This window comes from Pseudomonas fluorescens NCIMB 11764 (genome assembly GCF_000293885.2).
GTDB classification, from domain to species: Bacteria; Pseudomonadota; Gammaproteobacteria; order Pseudomonadales; family Pseudomonadaceae; genus Aquipseudomonas; species Aquipseudomonas fluorescens_B.
Window position 1 is genome coordinate 2,124,086 of record NZ_CP010945.1, and the last position, 18,748, is coordinate 2,142,833.

Consider the following 18,748-nt stretch of genomic DNA (forward strand, 5'->3'; position numbering starts at 1 on the left):
ATTGATCTCCTTATCAGGCCACGTTGCCAGTCGGCTTGTAGTCCTTGAGCAGCAGGTAAGTGCTCCAGCCCCACCAGTCATCCACCGTGGCGGTATCGTTCAGGTTGTTGACGTCCTTGCGTCGCAGCACCTTGTTACCCTCGACCTTGAATAACGGCGAGAAATTACCCACAGGGTTCAGTACCGCTTGCAGGTCAGGCAGTTTTTTCAATGCCGCGAAACTGCTGGGTGACGGTGCGATACCGCTGAGGTACGCCGCGAATATCTCATCCGCAGACACTTGAACCGCTTGATTGACCTGGAGGCGGTTGGCGCTGTCGATGGCATCGAAGTAGCGTTTGTCGCCATACGCATGCCATTGAGCGCCATCGCCATTACGCACGTTGAGGCCGAACTTGCTGTCTTCGTCGTGCATGAAGCGGGTGATCAACGAGCCCAGATCACTCGGCGTGACCACTGCCGCCAACTGTTTGCGTGGCACGCGCAGATGGCCGGCGGAAAACAGGTCGGTCAGGTAGTGATCGGCGAAAGCGTTCAGCGCATAGGCCAGTTCCAGGGACTGGTCGTCAGCTGTGTTGTGGGCGATCACCGCTTGTTGCAACGCGGCCGTGTGCCCGGCGATGTAGGCCAGCAGTGCCCATTCGGCGAAGTGATCGGCATTGTTGGCGGCCAGTTTCAGGTAGCGCCCCAGTGGGTACAGGGCGGAAACGAAGCTGCCGCCGCCGGTGATTTTGTTCCACTCTTCCGACAACGTATCACCCAAGGCGTCATACGCCTCGTGGGGCTGCTTGCCATCCTTGATCGCCTGTTTGACTGCGGCGATTTCCTTCTGCATGACGCCGAGAATCAGCTTCGCCTCGGCATTGGACGCGGGCAGGACCGCCAGGGAATTGAAAGCCTCGGTAAAACGCTGGACCCGGTCGGCAGCGGTTGCGCCTTCGCTGACCGGTTTATCCGCAATTCCATAGAAATCACCCCCCAGGGCAACGATCTGCCCATAGGTCAGTGCCAAGCCGTTCGGCAAGTGCAACTCGACCTGCGACGCCACTACAGCAGGGGCATCCTTGACGAAACGCAGCAGCGTGTTATCACCGATGGCCGTGTGTTCACCCCCCTCGAACCTCAGCTGTGGCTTGCCTTTCAAGGCGTTGACGGATGCAGAGGTGGACGGTTGATGGGTGTCGGAGCCAGGGGCGTCGAGGTGCAGGAGCAGGTGGTCATTACCCGTAATGGCGATGCCGTTCTCGTTGAACAGATCATCCAGACTTGCGATGACCGGCTTCGGTTGTTCCTGGGTTTGTGTGTGTAGACCTGACATTTCTATCTCCTTGATATGTCGTCGGTATGCTTCCAGTTAACTGTATGTATATACAGTTATTCAGAGCATAGAGGAGAACTTTCCTACGTCAAGAAAATACTTTTCCGACGCATAAATTTTGGATGCGGCGATGAAATGCAGTTGACGGTTGTTTTTTAAGTTGTACGATGACCTACAACTTCGGCGCAGGCTGAACGATTTCCTCACACACAAACGTGCTACCCAGGGTGTTCGAATAATGAATCCACAAGAACTGAAGTCCATCCTCTCTTCCGGTCTGCTGTCTTTCCCGGTTACCGATTTCAATGCTCAGGGCGATTTCCATCGCGCTGGCTACATCAAGCGTCTCGAATGGCTGGCCCCATACGGCGCCTCGGCTCTGTTCGCCGCAGGCGGCACCGGTGAGTTCTTCTCTCTGGCGGCCAGCGAATATTCGGAAATCATCAAGACCGCCGTCGACACCTGCGAAACCAGCGTTCCGATTCTGGCCGGTGTGGGTGGTTCGACCCGCCAGGCGATCGAGTACGCACAGGAAGCCGAGCGTCTGGGCGCCAAAGGCCTGTTGCTGCTGCCGCACTACCTGACCGAAGCCAGCCAGGACGGTGTTGCCGCTCACGTTGAAGCCGTGTGCAAATCGGTGAAGATCGGCGTAGTGGTTTACAACCGCAACGTCTGCCGCCTGACCGCGCCGTTGCTGGAACGTCTGGCCGAGCGTTGCCCGAACCTGATCGGCTACAAAGATGGCCTGGGCGATATCGAGTTGATGGTGTCGATCCGTCGTCGCCTCGGCGATCGCTTCAGCTACCTGGGTGGTTTGCCGACCGCCGAAGTCTACGCAGCGGCCTATAAGGCACTGGGCGTGCCGGTTTACTCCTCGGCGGTGTTCAACTTCATCCCGAAAACCGCGATGGATTTCTACCACGCTATCGCTCGCGAAGATCACGCCACCGTCGGCAAGATCATCGACGACTTCTTCCTGCCGTACCTGGACATCCGTAACCGCAAAGCCGGTTACGCGGTGAGTATCGTCAAGGCCGGGGCAAAAATTGCCGGCTATGACGCAGGTCCTGTGCGTGCGCCGCTGACCGACCTGACCGGCGAAGAGTACGAAATGCTCGCCGCGTTGATCGACAAGCAAGGTGCGCAGTAACACACCCGATTAAACAAGGCCGCTGAGTGATCAGCGGCCTTTTGCGTGAGGAGATTCCCCAGTGGCAGATGCAAAGCGTTTCGATAACTACATCAACGGTGAATGGGTTGCCGGCAGTGATTACTGCGCCAACATCAACCCGTCCGAACTGACCGATACCATCGGCAACTACGCCAAGGCCGATCTGGCCCAGGTCCACGCCGCCATCGACGCCGCCCGCGCTGCGTTTCCGGCCTGGTCGACGTCGGGCATTCAGGCTCGCCACGACTCACTGGACAAGATCGGTACTGAAATCCTCGCTCGCCGCGAAGAGCTCGGCACTTTGCTCGCCCGTGAAGAAGGTAAAACCCTGCCTGAAGCCATCGGCGAAGTGACCCGCGCCGGTAACATCTTCAAGTTTTTCGCCGGGGAAACCCTCCGACTGTCCGGCGACTACTTGCCGTCGGTACGTCCGGGCGTCAACGTCGAAGTCACTCGTGAAGCATTGGGCGTAGTTGGCCTGATTACCCCGTGGAACTTCCCGATCGCGATCCCTGCATGGAAAATCGCCCCGGCCCTGGCCTACGGCAACTGCGTCGTGCTGAAACCGGCTGATCTGGTTCCGGGTTGCGCCTGGGCGCTGGCTGAAATCATCTCTCGCGCAGGCTTCCCGGCCGGCGTGTTCAACCTGGTGATGGGCAGCGGTCGTGTGGTGGGCGATGCGTTGGTGCAGAGCCCGAAAGTCGACGGCATCAGTTTCACCGGTTCCGTCGGTGTCGGTCGTCAGATCGCGGTCAGCTGCGTGTCGCGCCAGGCCAAGGTTCAGTTGGAAATGGGCGGCAAGAACCCGCAGATCATTCTCGATGACGCCGACCTCAAGCAAGCGGTCGAGCTGTCGGTTCAGAGCGCGTTCTACTCCACCGGCCAGCGGTGCACCGCGTCGAGCCGTTTCATCGTTACCGCCGGGATTCACGACAAATTCGTCGAAGCCATGGCCGAGCGCATGAAGTCGATCAAGGTCGGTCACGCGCTGAAAACCGGCACCGACATCGGTCCGGTGGTTTCCCAGGCTCAGCTTGAACAGGACATGAAGTACATCGACATCGGCCAGTCCGAAGGTGCGCGTCTGGTCAGTGGCGGTGGTCTGGTGACTTGCGATACAGAAGGCTACTACCTCGCGCCAACCCTGTTTGCCGACAGTGAAGCCGCGATGCGCATTAGCCGTGAAGAGATCTTTGGCCCGGTGGCCAACGTGGTTCGCGTTGCGGATTACGAAGCGGCACTGGCCATGGCCAACGACACCGAATTCGGTCTGTCGGCGGGCATCGCCACCACGTCGCTGAAGTACGCCAACCACTTCAAGCGCCACTCCCAGGCCGGGATGGTGATGGTCAACCTGCCGACCGCCGGTGTGGATTACCACGTTCCGTTCGGTGGGCGTAAAGGTTCATCCTATGGCTCCCGCGAGCAGGGTCGCTATGCGCAAGAGTTCTACACCGTCGTGAAAACCTCCTACATCGGTTCCTGATTCACGCAATACCTGTGGGAGCTGGCAGGCCAGCTCCCACAAAAAACAATCGTTATGACCCGCATAAAAATAATCAGTGGGAGTACATCTACATGCAATCGACTCAGAAGCCGACTCACGTCCGCTATTTGATCCTGCTCATGCTGTTTCTGGTGACCACGATCAACTACGCCGACCGGGCGACCATCGCTATCGCCGGCTCCAGCCTGCAAAAAGACCTCGGCATCGACGCGGTCACTCTCGGTTATATCTTCTCTGCATTCGGTTGGGCCTACGTGGCCGGGCAAATTCCCGGTGGCTGGCTGCTGGACCGTTTTGGTTCGAAAAAAATCTATGCGCTGAGCATCTTCACCTGGTCGCTGTTCACCGTGCTGCAGGGCTATGTCGGCGAGTTCGGCATGTCCACGGCGGTGGTTGCGCTGTTCATGCTGCGCTTCCTGGTGGGCCTGGCCGAAGCGCCATCCTTCCCCGGCAACGCCCGCATCGTCGCGGCCTGGTTTCCGACGGCTGAACGCGGCACCGCTTCGGCGATCTTCAACTCGGCGCAATACTTCGCCACCGTGTTGTTCGCGCCGCTGATGGGCTGGATCGTCTACAGCTTCGGCTGGCAGCACGTGTTCATCGTGATGGGCGTGATTGGCATCATCTTCTCGGGCATCTGGCTCAAGGTTATCCACAGCCCACGCCAGCACCCGATGATCAACGACGCGGAGTTCCAGCACATCGCCGATAACGGCGGCATGGTCGATATGGACCAGGACAAAGGCAAAGGCAAAAAAGGCGACGGTCCGAAGTGGGACTACATCCGCCAGTTGCTGACCAACCGCATGATGCTTGGCGTGTACCTCGGCCAATACTGCATCAACGGCATCACCTACTTCTTCCTGACCTGGTTCCCGGTATACCTGGTGCAAGAACGCGGCATGACCATCCTCAAGGCCGGTTTCATTGCCTCGTTGCCGGCGATCTGTGGCTTCATCGGTGGTGTGCTCGGCGGGGTGATTTCCGATTACCTGCTGCGCAAGGGCCATTCCCTGACCTTCGCCCGCAAGGCGCCGATCATTGCCGGTTTGCTGGTTTCCAGCAGCATCGTGGCCTGCAACTATGTCGATGTTGAATGGATGGTCGTCGGCTTCATGGCCCTGGCATTCTTCGGCAAAGGCGTGGGTGCGCTGGGCTGGGCGGTGGTGTCCGATACTTCGCCGAAACAAATCGCCGGTCTCAGCGGTGGTTTGTTCAACACCTTCGGTAACATCGCTTCGATCACCACTCCCATCGTGATTGGCTACATCATCAGCTCCACCGGTTCGTTCAAATGGGCGCTGGTGTTTGTCGGTTGCAACGCACTGGTTGCAGTGTTCAGCTACCTGGTGATCGTTGGTCCGATCAAGCGTGTGGTGCTCAAAGAGCCACCGGTCAGCGGTCCTGAAACCAACAACAAATTGTCTCAAGCGCATTCCTGAGGAGCGGCGTCATGCAGTTGATTGAACACTCCGACTCGCCGCGCTACATCCGCCTGCACGAGCGGGACAACGTAGTGATTGTGGTCAATGACCAGGGCGTGCCCGCCGGCACCGAATTTCCCGATGGCCTGGTGACGGTGGACTTCGTGCCGCAGAGTCATAAAGTCACCCTCGAGGATATTCCCGAGGGCGGTCAGGTGATTCGCTACGGCCAGACCATTGGCTACGCGTTGCAGCCGATTCCTCGTGGCAGTTGGGTCAAGGAAGATCAACTGCGCATGCCCACCGCGCCGCCGCTGGACAGTTTGCCGCTGTCCACCGAAGTGCCGGCCGCGCAGGCACCGCTGGAAGGTTTTACGTTCGAGGGTTATCGCAATGCCGACGGCACCGTCGGCACGCGCAACATTCTGGGGATTACCACCACGGTTCAGTGCGTCACCGGCGTGCTCGATCACGCGGTCAAGCGCATCAAGGATGAATTGCTGCCCAAGTACCCGAACGTCGATGACGTGGTGGCGCTGACCCACAGCTACGGCTGTGGCGTGGCGATCACCGCCACCGACGCGTACATCCCGATTCGCACCGTGCGCAATCTGGCGCGCAACCCGAACCTGGGCGGCGAAGCCTTGGTCATCAGCCTGGGCTGCGAGAAATTGCAGGCCGGGCAGGTGATGCACGAGAACGACAGTTCGGTCGATCTCAGCGAGCCGTGGTTGTACCGCTTGCAGGATTCGAGTCACGGTTTCACCGAGATGATCGAGCAGATCATGGCGCTGGCCGAGACCCGTCTGAAGAAGCTCGATCAGCGTCGCCGGGAAACCGTGCCGGCGTCCGAGCTGATCCTTGGCATGCAGTGCGGCGGCAGCGATGCGTTCTCCGGCATCACCGCCAACCCGGCGCTGGGGTTTGCCTCGGACCTGTTGCTGCGTGCGGGCGCGACGGTGATGTTTTCCGAAGTCACCGAAGTGCGCGATGCGATTTACCTGCTGACTTCCCGCGCCGAAACCGAGGAAGTGGCTCAGGAGCTGGTGCGGGAAATGGACTGGTACGACCGTTACCTGGCCAAGGGTGAAGCCGATCGCAGCGCGAACACTACGCCGGGGAACAAGAAGGGTGGGTTGTCGAACATTGTCGAGAAGTCGTTGGGCTCGATCGTCAAATCCGGCAGCAGCGCGATCAACGGCGTGTTGGGCCCTGGAGAACGTTTCAAGCGCAAAGGGCTGATTTTCTGCGCGACCCCGGCCAGTGATTTTGTCTGCGGGACGCTGCAGTTGGCGGCAGGAATGAACCTGCACGTGTTCACCACCGGGCGCGGTACGCCGTATGGTCTGGCGATGGCGCCGGTGGTGAAGGTGTCGACCCGGACTGAACTGGCGCAGCGCTGGCCGGACCTGATCGACATCGATGCCGGGCGGATTGCGACCGGGCGGGCATCGATCGAGGACCTCGGGTGGGAGTTGTTTCACTACTACCTGGACGTGGCCAGCGGGAAGAAGCAGACGTGGGCGGAGCAGCATAAGCTGCATAACGACATCACGTTGTTCAACCCGGCGCCGATCACCTGATACCGCGTTATCGTTCATCGCCAGCAGGCTGGCTCCCACAGTGATCTTCGGTGTTCACACAGTTTGTGCAACAAAGAAGATCTCCTGTGGGAGCGAGACCGGCTTGCCGGCGATGGCGATCTACCAGACGCCAACGTCCTCGGTGGCTTATCATTAGCCAACTAACGACACCCTCAAGGTTCTCCCCGGCATGCTGGCAATTTTCCTCGAAACCCTGAACATCACCGCGCCGGTGTTTGCCATGCTGTTTCTGGGGGTGCTGCTCAAGCGCATCGACTGGATCAACGACAATTTCATCCACACCGCGTCGGCCCTGGTGTTCAACGTCACCATGCCGGCGTTGCTGTTCCTGGGCATCCTGCATGCCGACCTGCACGCCGCCCTGCAACCGGCGCTGCTGATCTATTTCTCGATTGCGACGCTGGTGTGTTTCGCCATCGCCTGGGGCTGGGCGATCTGGAAGTGTCCGCGTGAGGACCGGGGGATTTACACCCAGGGTGCGTTTCGCGGCAACAACGGCGTCATTGGCCTCGCGCTGGCGGCGAGCATGTACGGCGATTACGGGATTTCCCTCGGGGCGATTCTCGCGGCGTTGGTGATCCTGTTTTACAACACGCTCTCGACCATTGTGCTGGCGGTCTACAGCCCGGTGATCAAGTCCGATCCGTGGAGCATCTGCAAAAGCGTGATGATCAACCCGTTGATCATCAGCGTGTTTGCGGCAGCGCCGTTTGCGTATTTCAAGATCGGTTTGCCGGGTTGGCTGGAGACGTCCGGTCAGTACCTGGCGCAAACCACGTTGCCGTTGGCCTTGATCTGCATCGGCGGCACGCTGTCGCTGGCGGCCATGCGCAAGAGCGGCAGCTTGGCGCTGAGTTCAAGCCTGGTGAAGATGATCGGCCTGCCGGTGCTGGCGACGCTGGGGGCGTGGTTGTGGGGCTTTCGCGGGGCGGAGTTGGGGATTCTGTTCCTGTACTTCGGCAGCCCGACCGCTGCGGCCAGTTTTGTCATGGCGCGTCAGGCCAACGGTAATCATGAACTCGCGGCAGCGATCATTGTGATCACCACGCTGATGGCGGCGGTGACCACCAACGTCGGGATCTTCCTGCTGCAGTGGGGCGGGTGGATTTAGTCCTGAGATTTTGGGTTGTTCTTTCGGGCCTCATCGCCGGCAAGCCGGTCTCGCTCCCACAGTGATCTTGGGTGTTCACACAATTTGTGCAACAAAGGAGATCCCCTGTGGGAGCGAGCCTGCTCGCGATGACGGTAGATCTTTCACCGCAACCTTCGAATATTCATTCCGGCTTCTGGTAGCTATCAATCACTTCCTGCGCCGCCCGAAACGCATCGATCGCCGCCGGCACGCCCGCATACACCGCGCAGTGCAGCAACGCCTCACGGATCTCTTCCACGGTGCAGCCGTTGTTCAGCGCGCCACGCACGTGACCTTTCAGCTCTTGCGGGCATTTCAGCGCGGTCAACGCGGCAAGGGTGATCAGGCTGCGGGTTTTCAACGGCAAGCCTTCGCGATTCCACACACTGCCCCAGGCGTGTTCATTGACGAAATCCTGCAACGGCTGGGTGAACTCGGTGGCATTGCCCAGCGCGCGGTCGACGAAAGCGTCGCCCATCACTTGGCGGCGGACTTCAACGCCGGGCTTTTTATGGTCGGTCATGGCAATTCCTTCTTGTGGTGTTGGCGACGCCAGGCGCGCAGCGACGTGAACAGCAAGAACGCCACCAGCGCCGGCAGGACGAAAAACAGCATCAGGTGTTCAAGCCTGCCGGCCAGCGGCATGCCGGTGGTGAACGACACCACGTGCAGACCGTAGGCCAGGTACAAGCCCAGAAACAGCAGACCTTCGGCGCGGGTTACCCGGTAGCCGGAATAGAACACCGGCAAGCACAGCACCGCGACGCCGAGCATCACCGGCAAGTCGAAATCCAGCGCGTTGGGCGAGACCGACAGCGGCGACGGCGCAATCAGTGCGGTAACGCCGAGTACGCCCAACAGGTTGAACAGGTTGCTGCCGACCACGTTGCCGACGGCGATGTCGCGCTGACCACGCAACGCCGCGATCAATGAGGTCGCCAGTTCCGGCAACGAAGTGCTGACGGCGACGATGGTCAGGCCGATGATCCTTTCCGACAGCCCCAGATCCGTAGCGACCGACACCGCGGCGCCTAACAGCAAGTGCCCGGCGTACACCAGCATCGCAAGACCGGCGATGATCATCAGCAGGCTGCTCAACCAAGGCACCTGCGGGGCGTCATGCGTTGTCGATTGCGGACGGACCGAGTGCCGCGACTGTCGCAGCAGCAAGCCCAGATACAGTGCCAGCGCCGTCAGCAGCAGCACGCCATCGACGCGGGTCAGTTCTTCATTCCACGCCAGAACGAACACCAGCAGGCTGGCCCCGATCATCAACGGAATATCCAGGCGCACCAGTTGCCGCGAGACCCGCAGCGGGATGATCAGCGCCGAGAGCCCGAGGGTGACGAGTATGTTGAAGATACCGCTGCCGATAACACTGCCGACGGCAATGTCGGCGTTCTGCGCGAGGGTGGCTTGCAGGCTGACCGCCATCTGCGGCGCGCTGCTGCCCAGGGCGACGATGGTCAGGCCAATGATCAGCGGTCGCACATGCAGTCGCGCGGCCAGGCGCACCGCGGCGCGCACCATCAGCTCGGCGCCGGCGATCAGCAGTACCAGTCCGCTGAGCAGTTCAATCATGCTGAGCAGGGGGATGTCGGCAAGTCCGAAAATGGTCGGGGCTCCGTCAGTCAGTCGAGGGCTTGCACGCGAACCCGCGCGGTGCCGCTTTTGAGCATGCCCAGTTGCTCGGCGGCTTCATGAGACAAGTCGATCAGGCGCCCGCGAGTGTGTGGCCCGCGGTCATTGATACGCACCACGCAGGACTTGTCGTTTTTCAGATTGGTGACCTTCACCCGTGTACCAAAGGGTAGTTGGCGATGGGCAGCGGTCAGGGAATTCTTGTCGAAACGTTCACCACTGGCGGTGCGTTTGCCCTGGTGTCTGGCGCCGTAGTAGGACGCCACGCCTGTCTGGTCGTAACCGTGTGGGTCGACGACGTCGGTGCTGGCGCAACCGGCGAGCAGAGAGAGCAGGGCGCAAAGGCTGAACAGACGCTTCATTCAAGGTTTCCCGAAAACAAATGTGGGAGCCAGCCTGCTGGCGATCGCGGAGTATCAGACACGGGTATGTTCAATGTCAGACCGCTATCGCCAGCAGGCTGGCTCCCACAAGGTGGGGAGCCAGATTTGACGGCTGGCTCCATTCTCATCAGCCTTCGAGCTTGCTTTTCAGCAGTTCGTTGACCTGTTGCGGGTTGGCCTTGCCTTTGGAGGCTTTCATGGCCTGGCCGACGAAGAAGCCGAACATCTTGCCGCGTTTGGCTTCGTCTGCCGCGCGGTATTGCTCGACCTGCTCGGCGTTGGCCGCGAGCATTTCGTCCAGCACCGCCGAGATCGCGCCAGTGTCGGTCACCTGCTTGAGGCCGCGCTTGTCGATGATCTCGTCGGCGCTGCCTTCGCCGTTGGCCATCGCTTCAAACACCACTTTGGCGATCTTGCCGGAGATGGTGTTGTCCTTGATGCGCAGCAGCATGCCGCCCAGTTGCTCGGCCGAAACCGGCGACTGATCGATGTCCAGGCCCTGTTTGTTCAACAGGCTGCCCAGTTCAACCATGACCCAGTTGGCCGCCAGTTTGGCGTCGCCGCCGATGCTCGCGACTTTCTCGAAGTAGTCGGCTTGCTCGCGGCTGGTGGCCAGGACGCTGGCGTCGTAGACCGACAGACCGAACTGCTCCTGGAAGCGCTCGCGTTTCTGCGGTGGCAGTTCCGGCAATGTCGCACGCACTTCATTGAGGAACGAGTCCTCGATGACCACCGGCAACAGGTCCGGATCGGGGAAGTAACGGTAGTCGTTGGCTTCCTCTTTGCTGCGCATCGGACGGGTTTCGTCCTTGTTCGGATCGTACAGGCGAGTCTGCTGGATCACCTTGCCGCCGTCTTCGATCAGTTCGATCTGACGCTGTACTTCGGTGTTGATCGCCTTCTCGATGAAGCGGAACGAGTTGACGTTCTTGATCTCGCAGCGGGTGCCGAACTCAACCTGGCCTTTCGGACGGATCGACACGTTGCAGTCGCAACGCAGCGAGCCTTCGGCCATGTTGCCGTCGCAGATGCCCAGGTAACGCACCAGCGCGTGGATTGCCTTGACGTAGGCCACGGCTTCCTTGGCGCTGCGCATGTCCGGTTCGGAGACGATCTCCAGCAGCGGCGTGCCGGCGCGGTTCAGGTCGATGCCGGTGGCGCCGCTGAATTCTTCGTGCAGGCTTTTACCGGCGTCTTCTTCCAGGTGCGCGCGGGTGATGCCGACGCGTTTGACGGTGCCGTCTTCCAGGGCGATGTCCAGGTGGCCCTTGCCGACAATCGGCAACTCCATCTGGCTGATCTGGTAGCCCTTCGGCAGGTCCGGGTAGAAATAGTTTTTACGGGCGAACACGTTGTGCTGGCCGATCTCGGCATCAATCGCCAAACCGAACATCACCGCCATGCGCACCGCTTCCTGGTTCAGCACCGGCAGTACGCCGGGCATGCCGAGGTCAACCAGGCTGGCCTGGGTGTTTGGCTCGGAACCGAAGGTGGTGGAACTACCGGAAAAGATTTTCGACCGGGTGGTGAGCTGGGTATGAATCTCCAGCCCGATCACGACTTCCCATTGCATGTGTTTCTCCTCAGAAGCCGGTTGGGGTGCGGGTGTGCCAGTCAGTGTTCAACTGATACTGGTGGGCAACGTTCAACAGACGGCCTTCCTGGAAATACGGGGCGAGCAGTTGCACGCCGACCGGCAGACCGTCGACAAAACCTGCAGGCATGGACAGGCCCGGCAGACCGGCGAGGTTGGCGGTGATGGTGTAGACGTCTTCCAGGTACGCAGCGACCGGGTCGCTGTTCTTGGCGCCGAGCTTCCAGGCCGGGTTCGGCGTGGTCGGGCCGAGGATGATGTCGACCTCATTGAAGGCGGCCATGAAGTCGTTCTTGATCAAGCGACGAATCTTCTGTGCCTTCAGGTAGTAGGCGTCGTAGTAACCGGCGGACAGCGCGTAGGCACCGACCATGATCCGGCGCTGTACTTCAGCGCCGAAGCCTTCGCCACGGGAACGCTTGTACAGGTCTTCCAGGTTTTTCGGGTCTTCGCAGCGATGGCCGAAACGCACGCCGTCGAAACGCGACAGGTTGGAAGACGCTTCAGCCGGGGCGATCACGTAGTACGCAGGAATCGCGTGCTGCATGTTCGGCAGGCTGATTTCCTTGATCACGGCGCCGAGCTTCTTCAGCTCTTCGACACTGGCCATGACCAGGTCGGCAATACGCGGGTCCAGGCCGGCGCTGAAGTATTCCTTCGGCACGCCGATGCGCAGGCCTTGCAGCGAACCGTTGAGGCTGGCGCTGTAGTCAGGCACGGGTTCGTCGATGCTGGTGGAATCCTGCGGATCGAAACCGGCCATGCCTTGCAGCAGGATTGCGCAGTCTTCGGCCGTGCGGGCCAGCGGGCCGCCCTGATCGAGGCTGGAGGCGTAGGCGATCATGCCCCAGCGCGAAACGCGACCGTACGTCGGTTTCAGGCCGGTGAGGTTGGTCAGGGCAGCAGGCTGACGGATCGAGCCGCCGGTATCGGTGCCGGTAGCCGCCGGCAACAGGCGCGCCGCGACCGCCGCAGCGGAACCGCCGGACGAACCGCCCGGAACGTATTCCAGGTTCCACGGGTTTTTCACCGGGCCGTAATAGCTCGACTCGTTGGCCGACCCCATGGCGAATTCGTCCATGTTGGTCTTGCCCAGGGTCACTGCGCCGGCAGCGGCCAGCTTGGCAACGACCGTGGCGTCGTACGGGGCCTTGAAATTGTCGAGCATCTTCGAACCGCAGCTGGTGCGGATGCCCTGGGTGCAGAACAGGTCTTTATGGGCAATCGGCGCGCCGAGCAGGGCGCCGCTCTCACCATTGGCCCGGCGTGCGTCAGCGGCTTTCGCCTGCTGGAGCGCCAGGTCTTCGGTGAGGCTGATGAAACTGTTGAGCTGAGGGTCGAGCTGGGCGATACGCGCCAGCAGGGTTTTGGTCAGCTCTTCGGAAGAAAACTTTTTATCGGCGAGTCCGCGGGCGATCTCGGCCAGAGTCAATTGATGCATTGCAGGCTCTTTCCCTTTAGTCGATGACTTTCGGAACCAGGTACAGGCCGTTTTCGACCGCTGGTGCGATGGACTGATAGGCCTCGCGATGATTGGTCTCGGTCACGACGTCTGCACGCAGGCGCTGGCTGGCTTCCAGTGGGTGGGCCAGTGGCTCGATACCGTCGGTATTGACCGCCTGCATTTCGTCGACCAGCCCCAGAATGCTGTTCAGGGCCGAAGTAATATGTGGAAGATCGGCATCATCGAGGCCAAGGCAGGCCAGATGAGCGATTTTTTCCACGTCGGAGCGTTCAAGCGCCATTGCGATTCTCCAGTGGAAAACAGAACGGACGGCGTCCGTGTGTTAGATTGTCGGAACACTACCGCATTTCTACGGTCATAAGGCCGCGATTGTGGGGGTTGGTGCACAGAAAAGCGGCCAATTTAACATATTGGCGCCTTGCCCAAAATCCCTGTCGTTGTTAGAGTTTGCCGCACTTTTTTACCCACGCGTTGCCTAGGGTCCCTTTCCCATGTTCAAGAAACTGCGTGGCATGTTTTCCAGCGATCTTTCCATTGACCTGGGCACTGCCAACACCCTTATTTACGTGCGCGAGCGCGGCATCGTCCTGAATGAGCCATCGGTTGTGGCTATTCGGACACACGGTAACCAGAAAAGTGTCGTTGCTGTCGGCACCGAGGCCAAGCGCATGCTCGGCCGTACGCCGGGCAACATCGCGGCCATTCGTCCGATGAAGGACGGCGTCATTGCCGATTTCAGCGTCTGCGAAAAGATGCTGCAGTACTTTATCAACAAGGTTCACGAAAACAGCTTCCTGCAGCCTAGCCCTCGTGTGCTGATCTGCGTTCCATGCAAATCCACTCAGGTTGAGCGTCGAGCCATCCGTGAATCGGCCCTTGGTGCCGGCGCGCGTGAAGTGTTCCTGATCGAAGAGCCGATGGCGGCTGCGATCGGTGCCGGCCTGCCGGTTGAAGAAGCCCGCGGCTCGATGGTCGTCGATATCGGTGGGGGTACCACCGAAATCGCACTGATCTCCCTGAACGGTGTGGTTTATGCCGAATCCGTACGGGTTGGCGGCGACCGCTTCGACGAAGCGATCATCACCTACGTGCGTCGCAACTACGGCAGCCTGATCGGCGAATCCACCGCCGAGCGCATCAAACAGGAAATCGGTACGGCCTACCCGGGCGGCGAAGTTCGTGAAGTCGACGTTCGTGGCCGTAACCTGGCCGAAGGCGTTCCACGTGCATTCACCCTGAACTCCAATGAAGTGCTGGAAGCTCTGCAAGAGTCGCTGGCCACCATCGTTCAGGCCGTGAAAAGTGCGCTGGAGCAATCGCCTCCGGAGCTGGCTTCCGACATCGCCGAGCGTGGCCTGGTACTGACCGGTGGTGGCGCCTTGCTGCGCGACCTCGACAAGTTGCTGGCCCAGGAAACCGGTCTGCCGGTGATCGTTGCCGAAGACCCGCTGACCTGCGTTGCTCGCGGCGGTGGCCGTGCATTGGAAATGATGGATAAACACACCATGGACCTGCTGTCGAGCGAGTGATCTCGCCCGATGCATCTATGCTGTTGAGCGCGCAGGCGGCACTTTGCAGTGCTGCCTGTTTGCGTTTACCTTCTGTCAGTCTGTATCCAGGCCGGTCTGCCGTATGAATAAACAAAACATTTGCCTGGGAGGAGCGGCTTATTAAACCGCTTTTCACCAAAGGGCCTTCACTGGGCGTGCGCTTGTTGGTGCTGGTCGTGCTATCGGTCGCGCTGATGGTGGTCGATGCCCGCTTCACACTGCTCAAGCCAGTGCGTAGCCAGATGTCGCTGGTGCTGATGCAGTCTTACTGGATCACCGACCTGCCGCAGCGGCTATGGCAAGGTGTGGCCAGCCAGTTTGGCAGCCGTACCGAACTGGTCGCCGAAAACGAAAAACTCAAAACCGAAAACCTGCTGCTGCAGGGTCGCATGCAAAAGCTTGCCGCCCTCACCGAGCAGAACGTTCGGCTGCGCGAGCTGCTCAATTCCTCCGCGCTGGTCAACGAGAAGGTCGAAGTTGCCGAGTTGATCGGCATGGACCCCAATCCGTTCACCCATCGCATCATCATCAATAAAGGTGAGCGCGACGGTGTGGTCCTCGGTCAGCCGGTGCTCGATGCCCGCGGCCTGATGGGCCAGGTGGTCGAGTTGATGCCATACACCTCCCGTGTGCTGCTGCTGACCGACACCACCCACAGCATTCCGGTGCAGGTGAACCGGAACGGTCTACGGGCGATTGCCAGCGGCACCGGCAACCCTGAGCGCCTGGAGTTGCGTCACGTTGCCGACACGGCGGATATCAAGGAAGGCGATCTGCTGGTCAGCTCCGGCCTTGGCCAGCGGTTCCCGGCGGGTTACCCGGTGGCGACGGTCAGGGAAGTGATTCACGATTCCGGCCAGCCGTTCGCCATTGTCCGCGCCGTGCCGACGGCTGCGCTGAACCGCAGCCGTTACTTGCTGCTGGTGTTCAGCGACACCCGGACGCCGGAAGAGCGCGCAAACGATGCTGCTCAGGCCCAGGAAAGCCTGGATGCGCAGGGCGGCGGGCCAATCATTCCCGCGACCGTGCCCAAGCCTGTCGGCGTGATTGCCCCGGCTGCCACTGCAGTCCCGGCCGTTCCCGCCGCTGCACCTGCGACGGCTACCCCGGCCAAACCTGCTGCCGCTACCCCGGCCAAACCCGCTGCCGCACATCCCGCCGCCGCCAAGCCGCCCGTGACGACGCCGGCTGCCAAGCCACCGGCGACGCAACCCGCTGTCGTGAAGCCTGCTGCCAAACCGCCTGTCTCCGCGCCGGCCACCCCTGGGGGAAGAGAATAATGGTCGGTGCTACCGCCTCCCGAAACGGCTGGATGGTCTGGCTGACATTCGCCATTGGCATGCTGCTCAGCGTTTCGCCGCTGCCGCAATTCATGGAAATCCTCCGTCCGCTCTGGCTCGCCTTGCTGCTGGCGTTCTGGGCGTTGGCCCTGCCGCAGAAAGTCGGCATGGTCACCGCATGGTGCCTGGGCCTGGCCGAAGATGTGCTCTACGGCACGTTGCTGGGCCAGAACGCGTTGATCCTGACCCTTATCACTTTCCTGGTGCTGTCGCTGCAACAGCGGCTGCGGATGTTTCCGATGTGGCAACAGAGCCTGGTGATCCTGGTGATCTTCGGGCTCGCGCAGCTCGTTCAGCTATGGCTCAGCGCCCTGACCGGCAACCGTCAGCCAACGCTGGCACTGGTCTTGCCGGCATTGGTCAGCGCATTGCTCTGGCCGTGGATCAGCTTCGGTTTGCGCGGTCTGCGTCGACGTTACAAAATCAACTAATTCGGTTCAGGCATTTGCCCACACCTCGACAAGGGAGATGTCTTGATGAAACGGTTGTACCTCGCCTCAGGCTCGCCGCGTCGGCGTGAACTGCTCACGCAGATCGGCGTGCCGTTCTCCGCCATCAGCGCGGACATCGACGAAACCCCTTTGAATCATGAATCGCCGTCGGCCTATGTCGAGCGCCTCGCGCGCGGCAAGGCTGAAGCCGGGCGCGGCGCAATCGTGTCCGACGCCGCATTCTGCGTACTGGGCGCCGACACCGCCGTGGTGCTGAACGGGAAAATTCTCGGCAAACCGGTGGACGAAGCCGATGCGTGCGCCATGCTTATGATGTTGGCAGGGCAAGAGCACGAAGTGCTGACCGCCATTGCCGTGCTTGACGGTGAGCGTTGCGAGTCGCGGGTTGTGCGCAGCCTGGTACGTTTTCGCCCCATCGGCCGCGATGAAGCGGCGGCCTACTGGGCCAGCGGCGAACCTCGGGACAAGGCCGGTGGCTATGGCATTCAAGGACTGGGCGCGGTGTTTGTCGCCGGGCTCAATGGCAGCTACTCGGCGGTGGTCGGACTGCCGCTGTGCGAAACCGCTGAGCTGCTCGGCCATTTCGGCATACCCTGTTGGCAAACCCTTAACGCGCGCTGAGCGTCGTACTGACAAGATGCGGCCATTATCGTGAACATGCCTGAACGAGACCCTGCCATGAGTGAAGAGATCCTGATCAACATCACGCCGATGGAATCGCGCGTGGCGGTGGTTGAAAACGGTGTCCTGCAAGAGGTCCACGTCGAGCGCACGCAAAAACGCGGGATCGTCGGCAACATTTATAAAGGCAAAGTCGTGCGGGTATTGCCGGGGATGCAGGCGGCTTTCGTCGACATCGGCCTGGATCGCGCCGCGTTCATTCATGCTTCGGAAATTTCCCTGCGTGAAGGCCCTGCGGTCGAGAGCATCAGCGCGCTGGTTCACGAAGGCCAGAGCCTGGTGGTGCAAGTCACCAAGGACCCGATCGGTTCCAAAGGCGCACGCCTGACCACGCAACTGTCGATTCCTTCGCGTTATCTGGTGTACATGCCGCGCACCGCGCATGTCGGTATTTCCCTGAAGATCGAAGACGAGGCCGAGCGCGAACGCCTCAAGCAAGTGGTCACCGATTGCGTGGCCAAAGAAGGCATCAAGGAGGCCGGCGGCTTCATCCTGCGGACTGCCGCCGAAGGCGCGGGCGCCGATGAAATTCTCATGGACATCCGCTACCTGCGCAGGCTCTGGGATCAGATCAACGAGCAGATCAAAACCATCAGCGCGCCGAGTGTGATCTACGAAGACCTCGGCCTGGCGCTGCGGACCTTGCGCGATCTGGTGAGCCCGAAGATCGAGAAGATCCGCATCGACTCCCGGGAAACGTTCCAGAAAACCACGCAGTTCGTCGCCGAACTGATGCCGGAAATTGCCGATCGTCTGGAGCATTACCCGGGCGAGCGGCCGATTTTCGACCTGTACGGCGTCGAAGACGAAATCCAGAAAGCCCTCGAACGCAAAGTCCCGCTGAAGTCTGGCGGTTACCTGGTGGTGGACCCGGCGGAAGCCATGAGCACCATCGACGTCAATACCGGGGCGTTCGTCGGTCATCGCAATCTCGAAGAAACCATCTTCAAGACCAACCTCGAAGCCGCGACCGCCATCGCTCGCCAGCTGCGCCTGCGCAACCTGGGCGGGATCATCATCATCGACTTCATCGACATGGAAGACGAAGAGCACCAGCGTCAGGTGCTGCGCACGCTTGAGAAACAACTGGAACGCGATCACGCCAAGACCAACATCATCGGCATCACCGAGTTGGGCCTGGTGCAGATGACCCGCAAGCGCACCCGCGAAAGTCTCGAGCAGGTGTTGTGCGAACCCTGCAGCAGCTGCCAGGGGCGCGGCAAGCTCAAGACGCCGGAAACCGTTTGCTACGAAATCTTCCGCGAAATTCTCCGCGAGGCGCGCGCCTATCAGGCGGAGGGCTATCGTGTATTGGCGAACCAGAAAGTCGTCGATCGCCTGCTGGATGAAGAGTCGGGCAACGTCGCCGAGCTCGAAGGTTTTATCGGGCGCACCATTCGGTTCCAGGTGGAAACCATGTATTCCCAGGAACAATACGACGTGGTGCTGCTCTGAATCGCTGTGTTTCATCCCCACTAGAACGGCT

Annotated in this window: 17 protein-coding genes; 10 read left to right on the forward strand and 7 right to left on the reverse strand. The window is 60.5% G+C overall.

What is annotated here, in order from left to right; genetic code table 11:
- Positions 1-13: 13 nt before the first annotated feature.
- Positions 14-1,318, reverse strand: a complete 1,305-nt coding sequence (locus B723_RS09580; RefSeq protein ID WP_017336514.1) for a hypothetical protein — start codon at positions 1,316-1,318, stop codon at positions 14-16.
- Between the two features lie 238 nt (positions 1,319-1,556).
- Between B723_RS09580 and kdgD the strand changes: the two genes are divergently transcribed.
- The 5 genes from kdgD to B723_RS09605 all read left to right on the forward strand — a co-directional run bounded on the left by kdgD (position 1,557) and on the right by B723_RS09605 (position 8,135).
- A complete protein-coding gene (gene kdgD, locus B723_RS09585; protein WP_017336515.1) occupies positions 1,557-2,468 on the forward strand; it encodes a 5-dehydro-4-deoxyglucarate dehydratase in 912 nt (303 codons plus the stop codon).
- A gap of 61 nt (positions 2,469-2,529) precedes the next feature.
- Entirely contained in the window at positions 2,530-3,975 is a 1,446-nt protein-coding gene (locus B723_RS09590) for an aldehyde dehydrogenase family protein (protein WP_017336516.1), read from the forward strand.
- Positions 3,976-4,067: 92 nt separating this feature from the next.
- Entirely contained in the window at positions 4,068-5,438 is a 1,371-nt protein-coding gene (locus B723_RS09595) for an MFS transporter (RefSeq protein WP_017336517.1), read from the forward strand.
- A gap of 11 nt (positions 5,439-5,449) precedes the next feature.
- Complete coding sequence (gene garD, locus B723_RS09600) at positions 5,450-7,003, forward strand: galactarate dehydratase (protein WP_017336518.1); 1,554 nt, start codon at positions 5,450-5,452, stop codon at positions 7,001-7,003.
- A gap of 190 nt (positions 7,004-7,193) precedes the next feature.
- Positions 7,194-8,135 carry an AEC family transporter gene (locus tag B723_RS09605; protein WP_017336519.1) on the forward strand — a complete coding sequence of 314 codons (942 nt, stop codon included), beginning with the start codon at positions 7,194-7,196 and terminating at the stop codon, positions 8,133-8,135.
- 163 nt (positions 8,136-8,298) lie between these two features.
- Here B723_RS09605 and B723_RS09610 read toward each other — a convergent pair whose 3' ends face one another.
- The 6 genes from B723_RS09610 to gatC form a co-directional block, all read right to left on the reverse strand.
- Positions 8,299-8,679, reverse strand: coding sequence for a carboxymuconolactone decarboxylase family protein (locus B723_RS09610; protein WP_017336520.1), 381 nt, complete (start codon positions 8,677-8,679; stop codon positions 8,299-8,301).
- Positions 8,676-9,737, reverse strand: a complete 1,062-nt coding sequence (locus B723_RS09615) for a calcium/sodium antiporter (RefSeq protein WP_017336521.1) — start codon at positions 9,735-9,737, stop codon at positions 8,676-8,678. Before B723_RS09615 ends, B723_RS09610 begins: the two co-directional genes overlap by 4 nt.
- 50 nt (positions 9,738-9,787) lie before the next feature.
- Positions 9,788-10,159, reverse strand: coding sequence for a septal ring lytic transglycosylase RlpA family protein (locus B723_RS09620; RefSeq protein ID WP_017336522.1), 372 nt, complete (start codon positions 10,157-10,159; stop codon positions 9,788-9,790).
- 148 nt (positions 10,160-10,307) lie between these two features.
- Positions 10,308-11,753 (reverse strand): Asp-tRNA(Asn)/Glu-tRNA(Gln) amidotransferase subunit GatB, encoded by a 1,446-nt coding sequence (gene gatB, locus B723_RS09625; RefSeq protein ID WP_017336523.1) that lies wholly within the window; start codon positions 11,751-11,753, stop codon positions 10,308-10,310.
- A gap of 10 nt (positions 11,754-11,763) precedes the next feature.
- Positions 11,764-13,215, reverse strand: a complete 1,452-nt coding sequence (gene gatA, locus B723_RS09630; RefSeq protein ID WP_017336524.1) for an Asp-tRNA(Asn)/Glu-tRNA(Gln) amidotransferase subunit GatA — start codon at positions 13,213-13,215, stop codon at positions 11,764-11,766.
- Positions 13,216-13,231: 16 nt separating this feature from the next.
- Positions 13,232-13,519 (reverse strand): Asp-tRNA(Asn)/Glu-tRNA(Gln) amidotransferase subunit GatC, encoded by a 288-nt coding sequence (gatC, locus tag B723_RS09635; RefSeq protein ID WP_007941222.1) that lies wholly within the window; start codon positions 13,517-13,519, stop codon positions 13,232-13,234.
- Between the two features lie 211 nt (positions 13,520-13,730).
- Between gatC and mreB the strand changes: the two genes are divergently transcribed.
- The 5 genes from mreB to rng all read left to right on the forward strand — a co-directional run bounded on the left by mreB (position 13,731) and on the right by rng (position 18,717).
- Complete coding sequence (mreB, locus tag B723_RS09640; protein WP_002555108.1) at positions 13,731-14,768, forward strand: rod shape-determining protein MreB; 1,038 nt, start codon at positions 13,731-13,733, stop codon at positions 14,766-14,768.
- Between the two features lie 140 nt (positions 14,769-14,908).
- Complete coding sequence (gene mreC / locus B723_RS09645; protein ID WP_080995109.1) at positions 14,909-16,069, forward strand: rod shape-determining protein MreC; 1,161 nt, start codon at positions 14,909-14,911, stop codon at positions 16,067-16,069.
- Positions 16,069-16,560, forward strand: coding sequence for a rod shape-determining protein MreD (mreD, locus tag B723_RS09650; RefSeq protein ID WP_017336526.1), 492 nt, complete (start codon positions 16,069-16,071; stop codon positions 16,558-16,560). Before mreC ends, mreD begins: the two co-directional genes overlap by 1 nt.
- Before the next feature lie 45 nt (positions 16,561-16,605).
- Positions 16,606-17,202 carry a Maf family protein gene (locus B723_RS09655; RefSeq protein ID WP_017336527.1) on the forward strand — a complete coding sequence of 199 codons (597 nt, stop codon included), beginning with the start codon at positions 16,606-16,608 and terminating at the stop codon, positions 17,200-17,202.
- Between the two features lie 57 nt (positions 17,203-17,259).
- Positions 17,260-18,717 carry a ribonuclease G gene (gene rng, locus B723_RS09660; RefSeq protein WP_008008603.1) on the forward strand — a complete coding sequence of 486 codons (1,458 nt, stop codon included), beginning with the start codon at positions 17,260-17,262 and terminating at the stop codon, positions 18,715-18,717.
- Positions 18,718-18,748 lie beyond the last annotated feature (31 nt).

Coding starts and splice junctions, on each gene's coding strand:
- mreD (WP_017336526.1), top strand. CDS start 16,069: ATGGTCGGTGCTACCGCCTCCCGAAACGGCTGGATGGTCTGGCTGACA.
- mreB (WP_002555108.1), top strand. CDS start 13,731: ATGTTCAAGAAACTGCGTGGCATGTTTTCCAGCGATCTTTCCATTGAC.
- B723_RS09615 (WP_017336521.1), bottom strand. CDS start 9,737: ATGATTGAACTGCTCAGCGGACTGGTACTGCTGATCGCCGGCGCCGAG.
- garD (WP_017336518.1), top strand. CDS start 5,450: ATGCAGTTGATTGAACACTCCGACTCGCCGCGCTACATCCGCCTGCAC.
- B723_RS09595 (WP_017336517.1), top strand. CDS start 4,068: ATGCAATCGACTCAGAAGCCGACTCACGTCCGCTATTTGATCCTGCTC.
- B723_RS09620 (WP_017336522.1), bottom strand. CDS start 10,159: ATGAAGCGTCTGTTCAGCCTTTGCGCCCTGCTCTCTCTGCTCGCCGGT.
- B723_RS09655 (WP_017336527.1), top strand. CDS start 16,606: ATGAAACGGTTGTACCTCGCCTCAGGCTCGCCGCGTCGGCGTGAACTG.
- kdgD (WP_017336515.1), top strand. CDS start 1,557: ATGAATCCACAAGAACTGAAGTCCATCCTCTCTTCCGGTCTGCTGTCT.
- B723_RS09580 (WP_017336514.1), bottom strand. CDS start 1,318: ATGTCAGGTCTACACACACAAACCCAGGAACAACCGAAGCCGGTCATC.
- B723_RS09605 (WP_017336519.1), top strand. CDS start 7,194: ATGCTGGCAATTTTCCTCGAAACCCTGAACATCACCGCGCCGGTGTTT.
- gatA (WP_017336524.1), bottom strand. CDS start 13,215: ATGCATCAATTGACTCTGGCCGAGATCGCCCGCGGACTCGCCGATAAA.
- gatC (WP_007941222.1), bottom strand. CDS start 13,519: ATGGCGCTTGAACGCTCCGACGTGGAAAAAATCGCTCATCTGGCCTGC.
- gatB (WP_017336523.1), bottom strand. CDS start 11,753: ATGCAATGGGAAGTCGTGATCGGGCTGGAGATTCATACCCAGCTCACC.
- rng (WP_008008603.1), top strand. CDS start 17,260: ATGAGTGAAGAGATCCTGATCAACATCACGCCGATGGAATCGCGCGTG.
- B723_RS09610 (WP_017336520.1), bottom strand. CDS start 8,679: ATGACCGACCATAAAAAGCCCGGCGTTGAAGTCCGCCGCCAAGTGATG.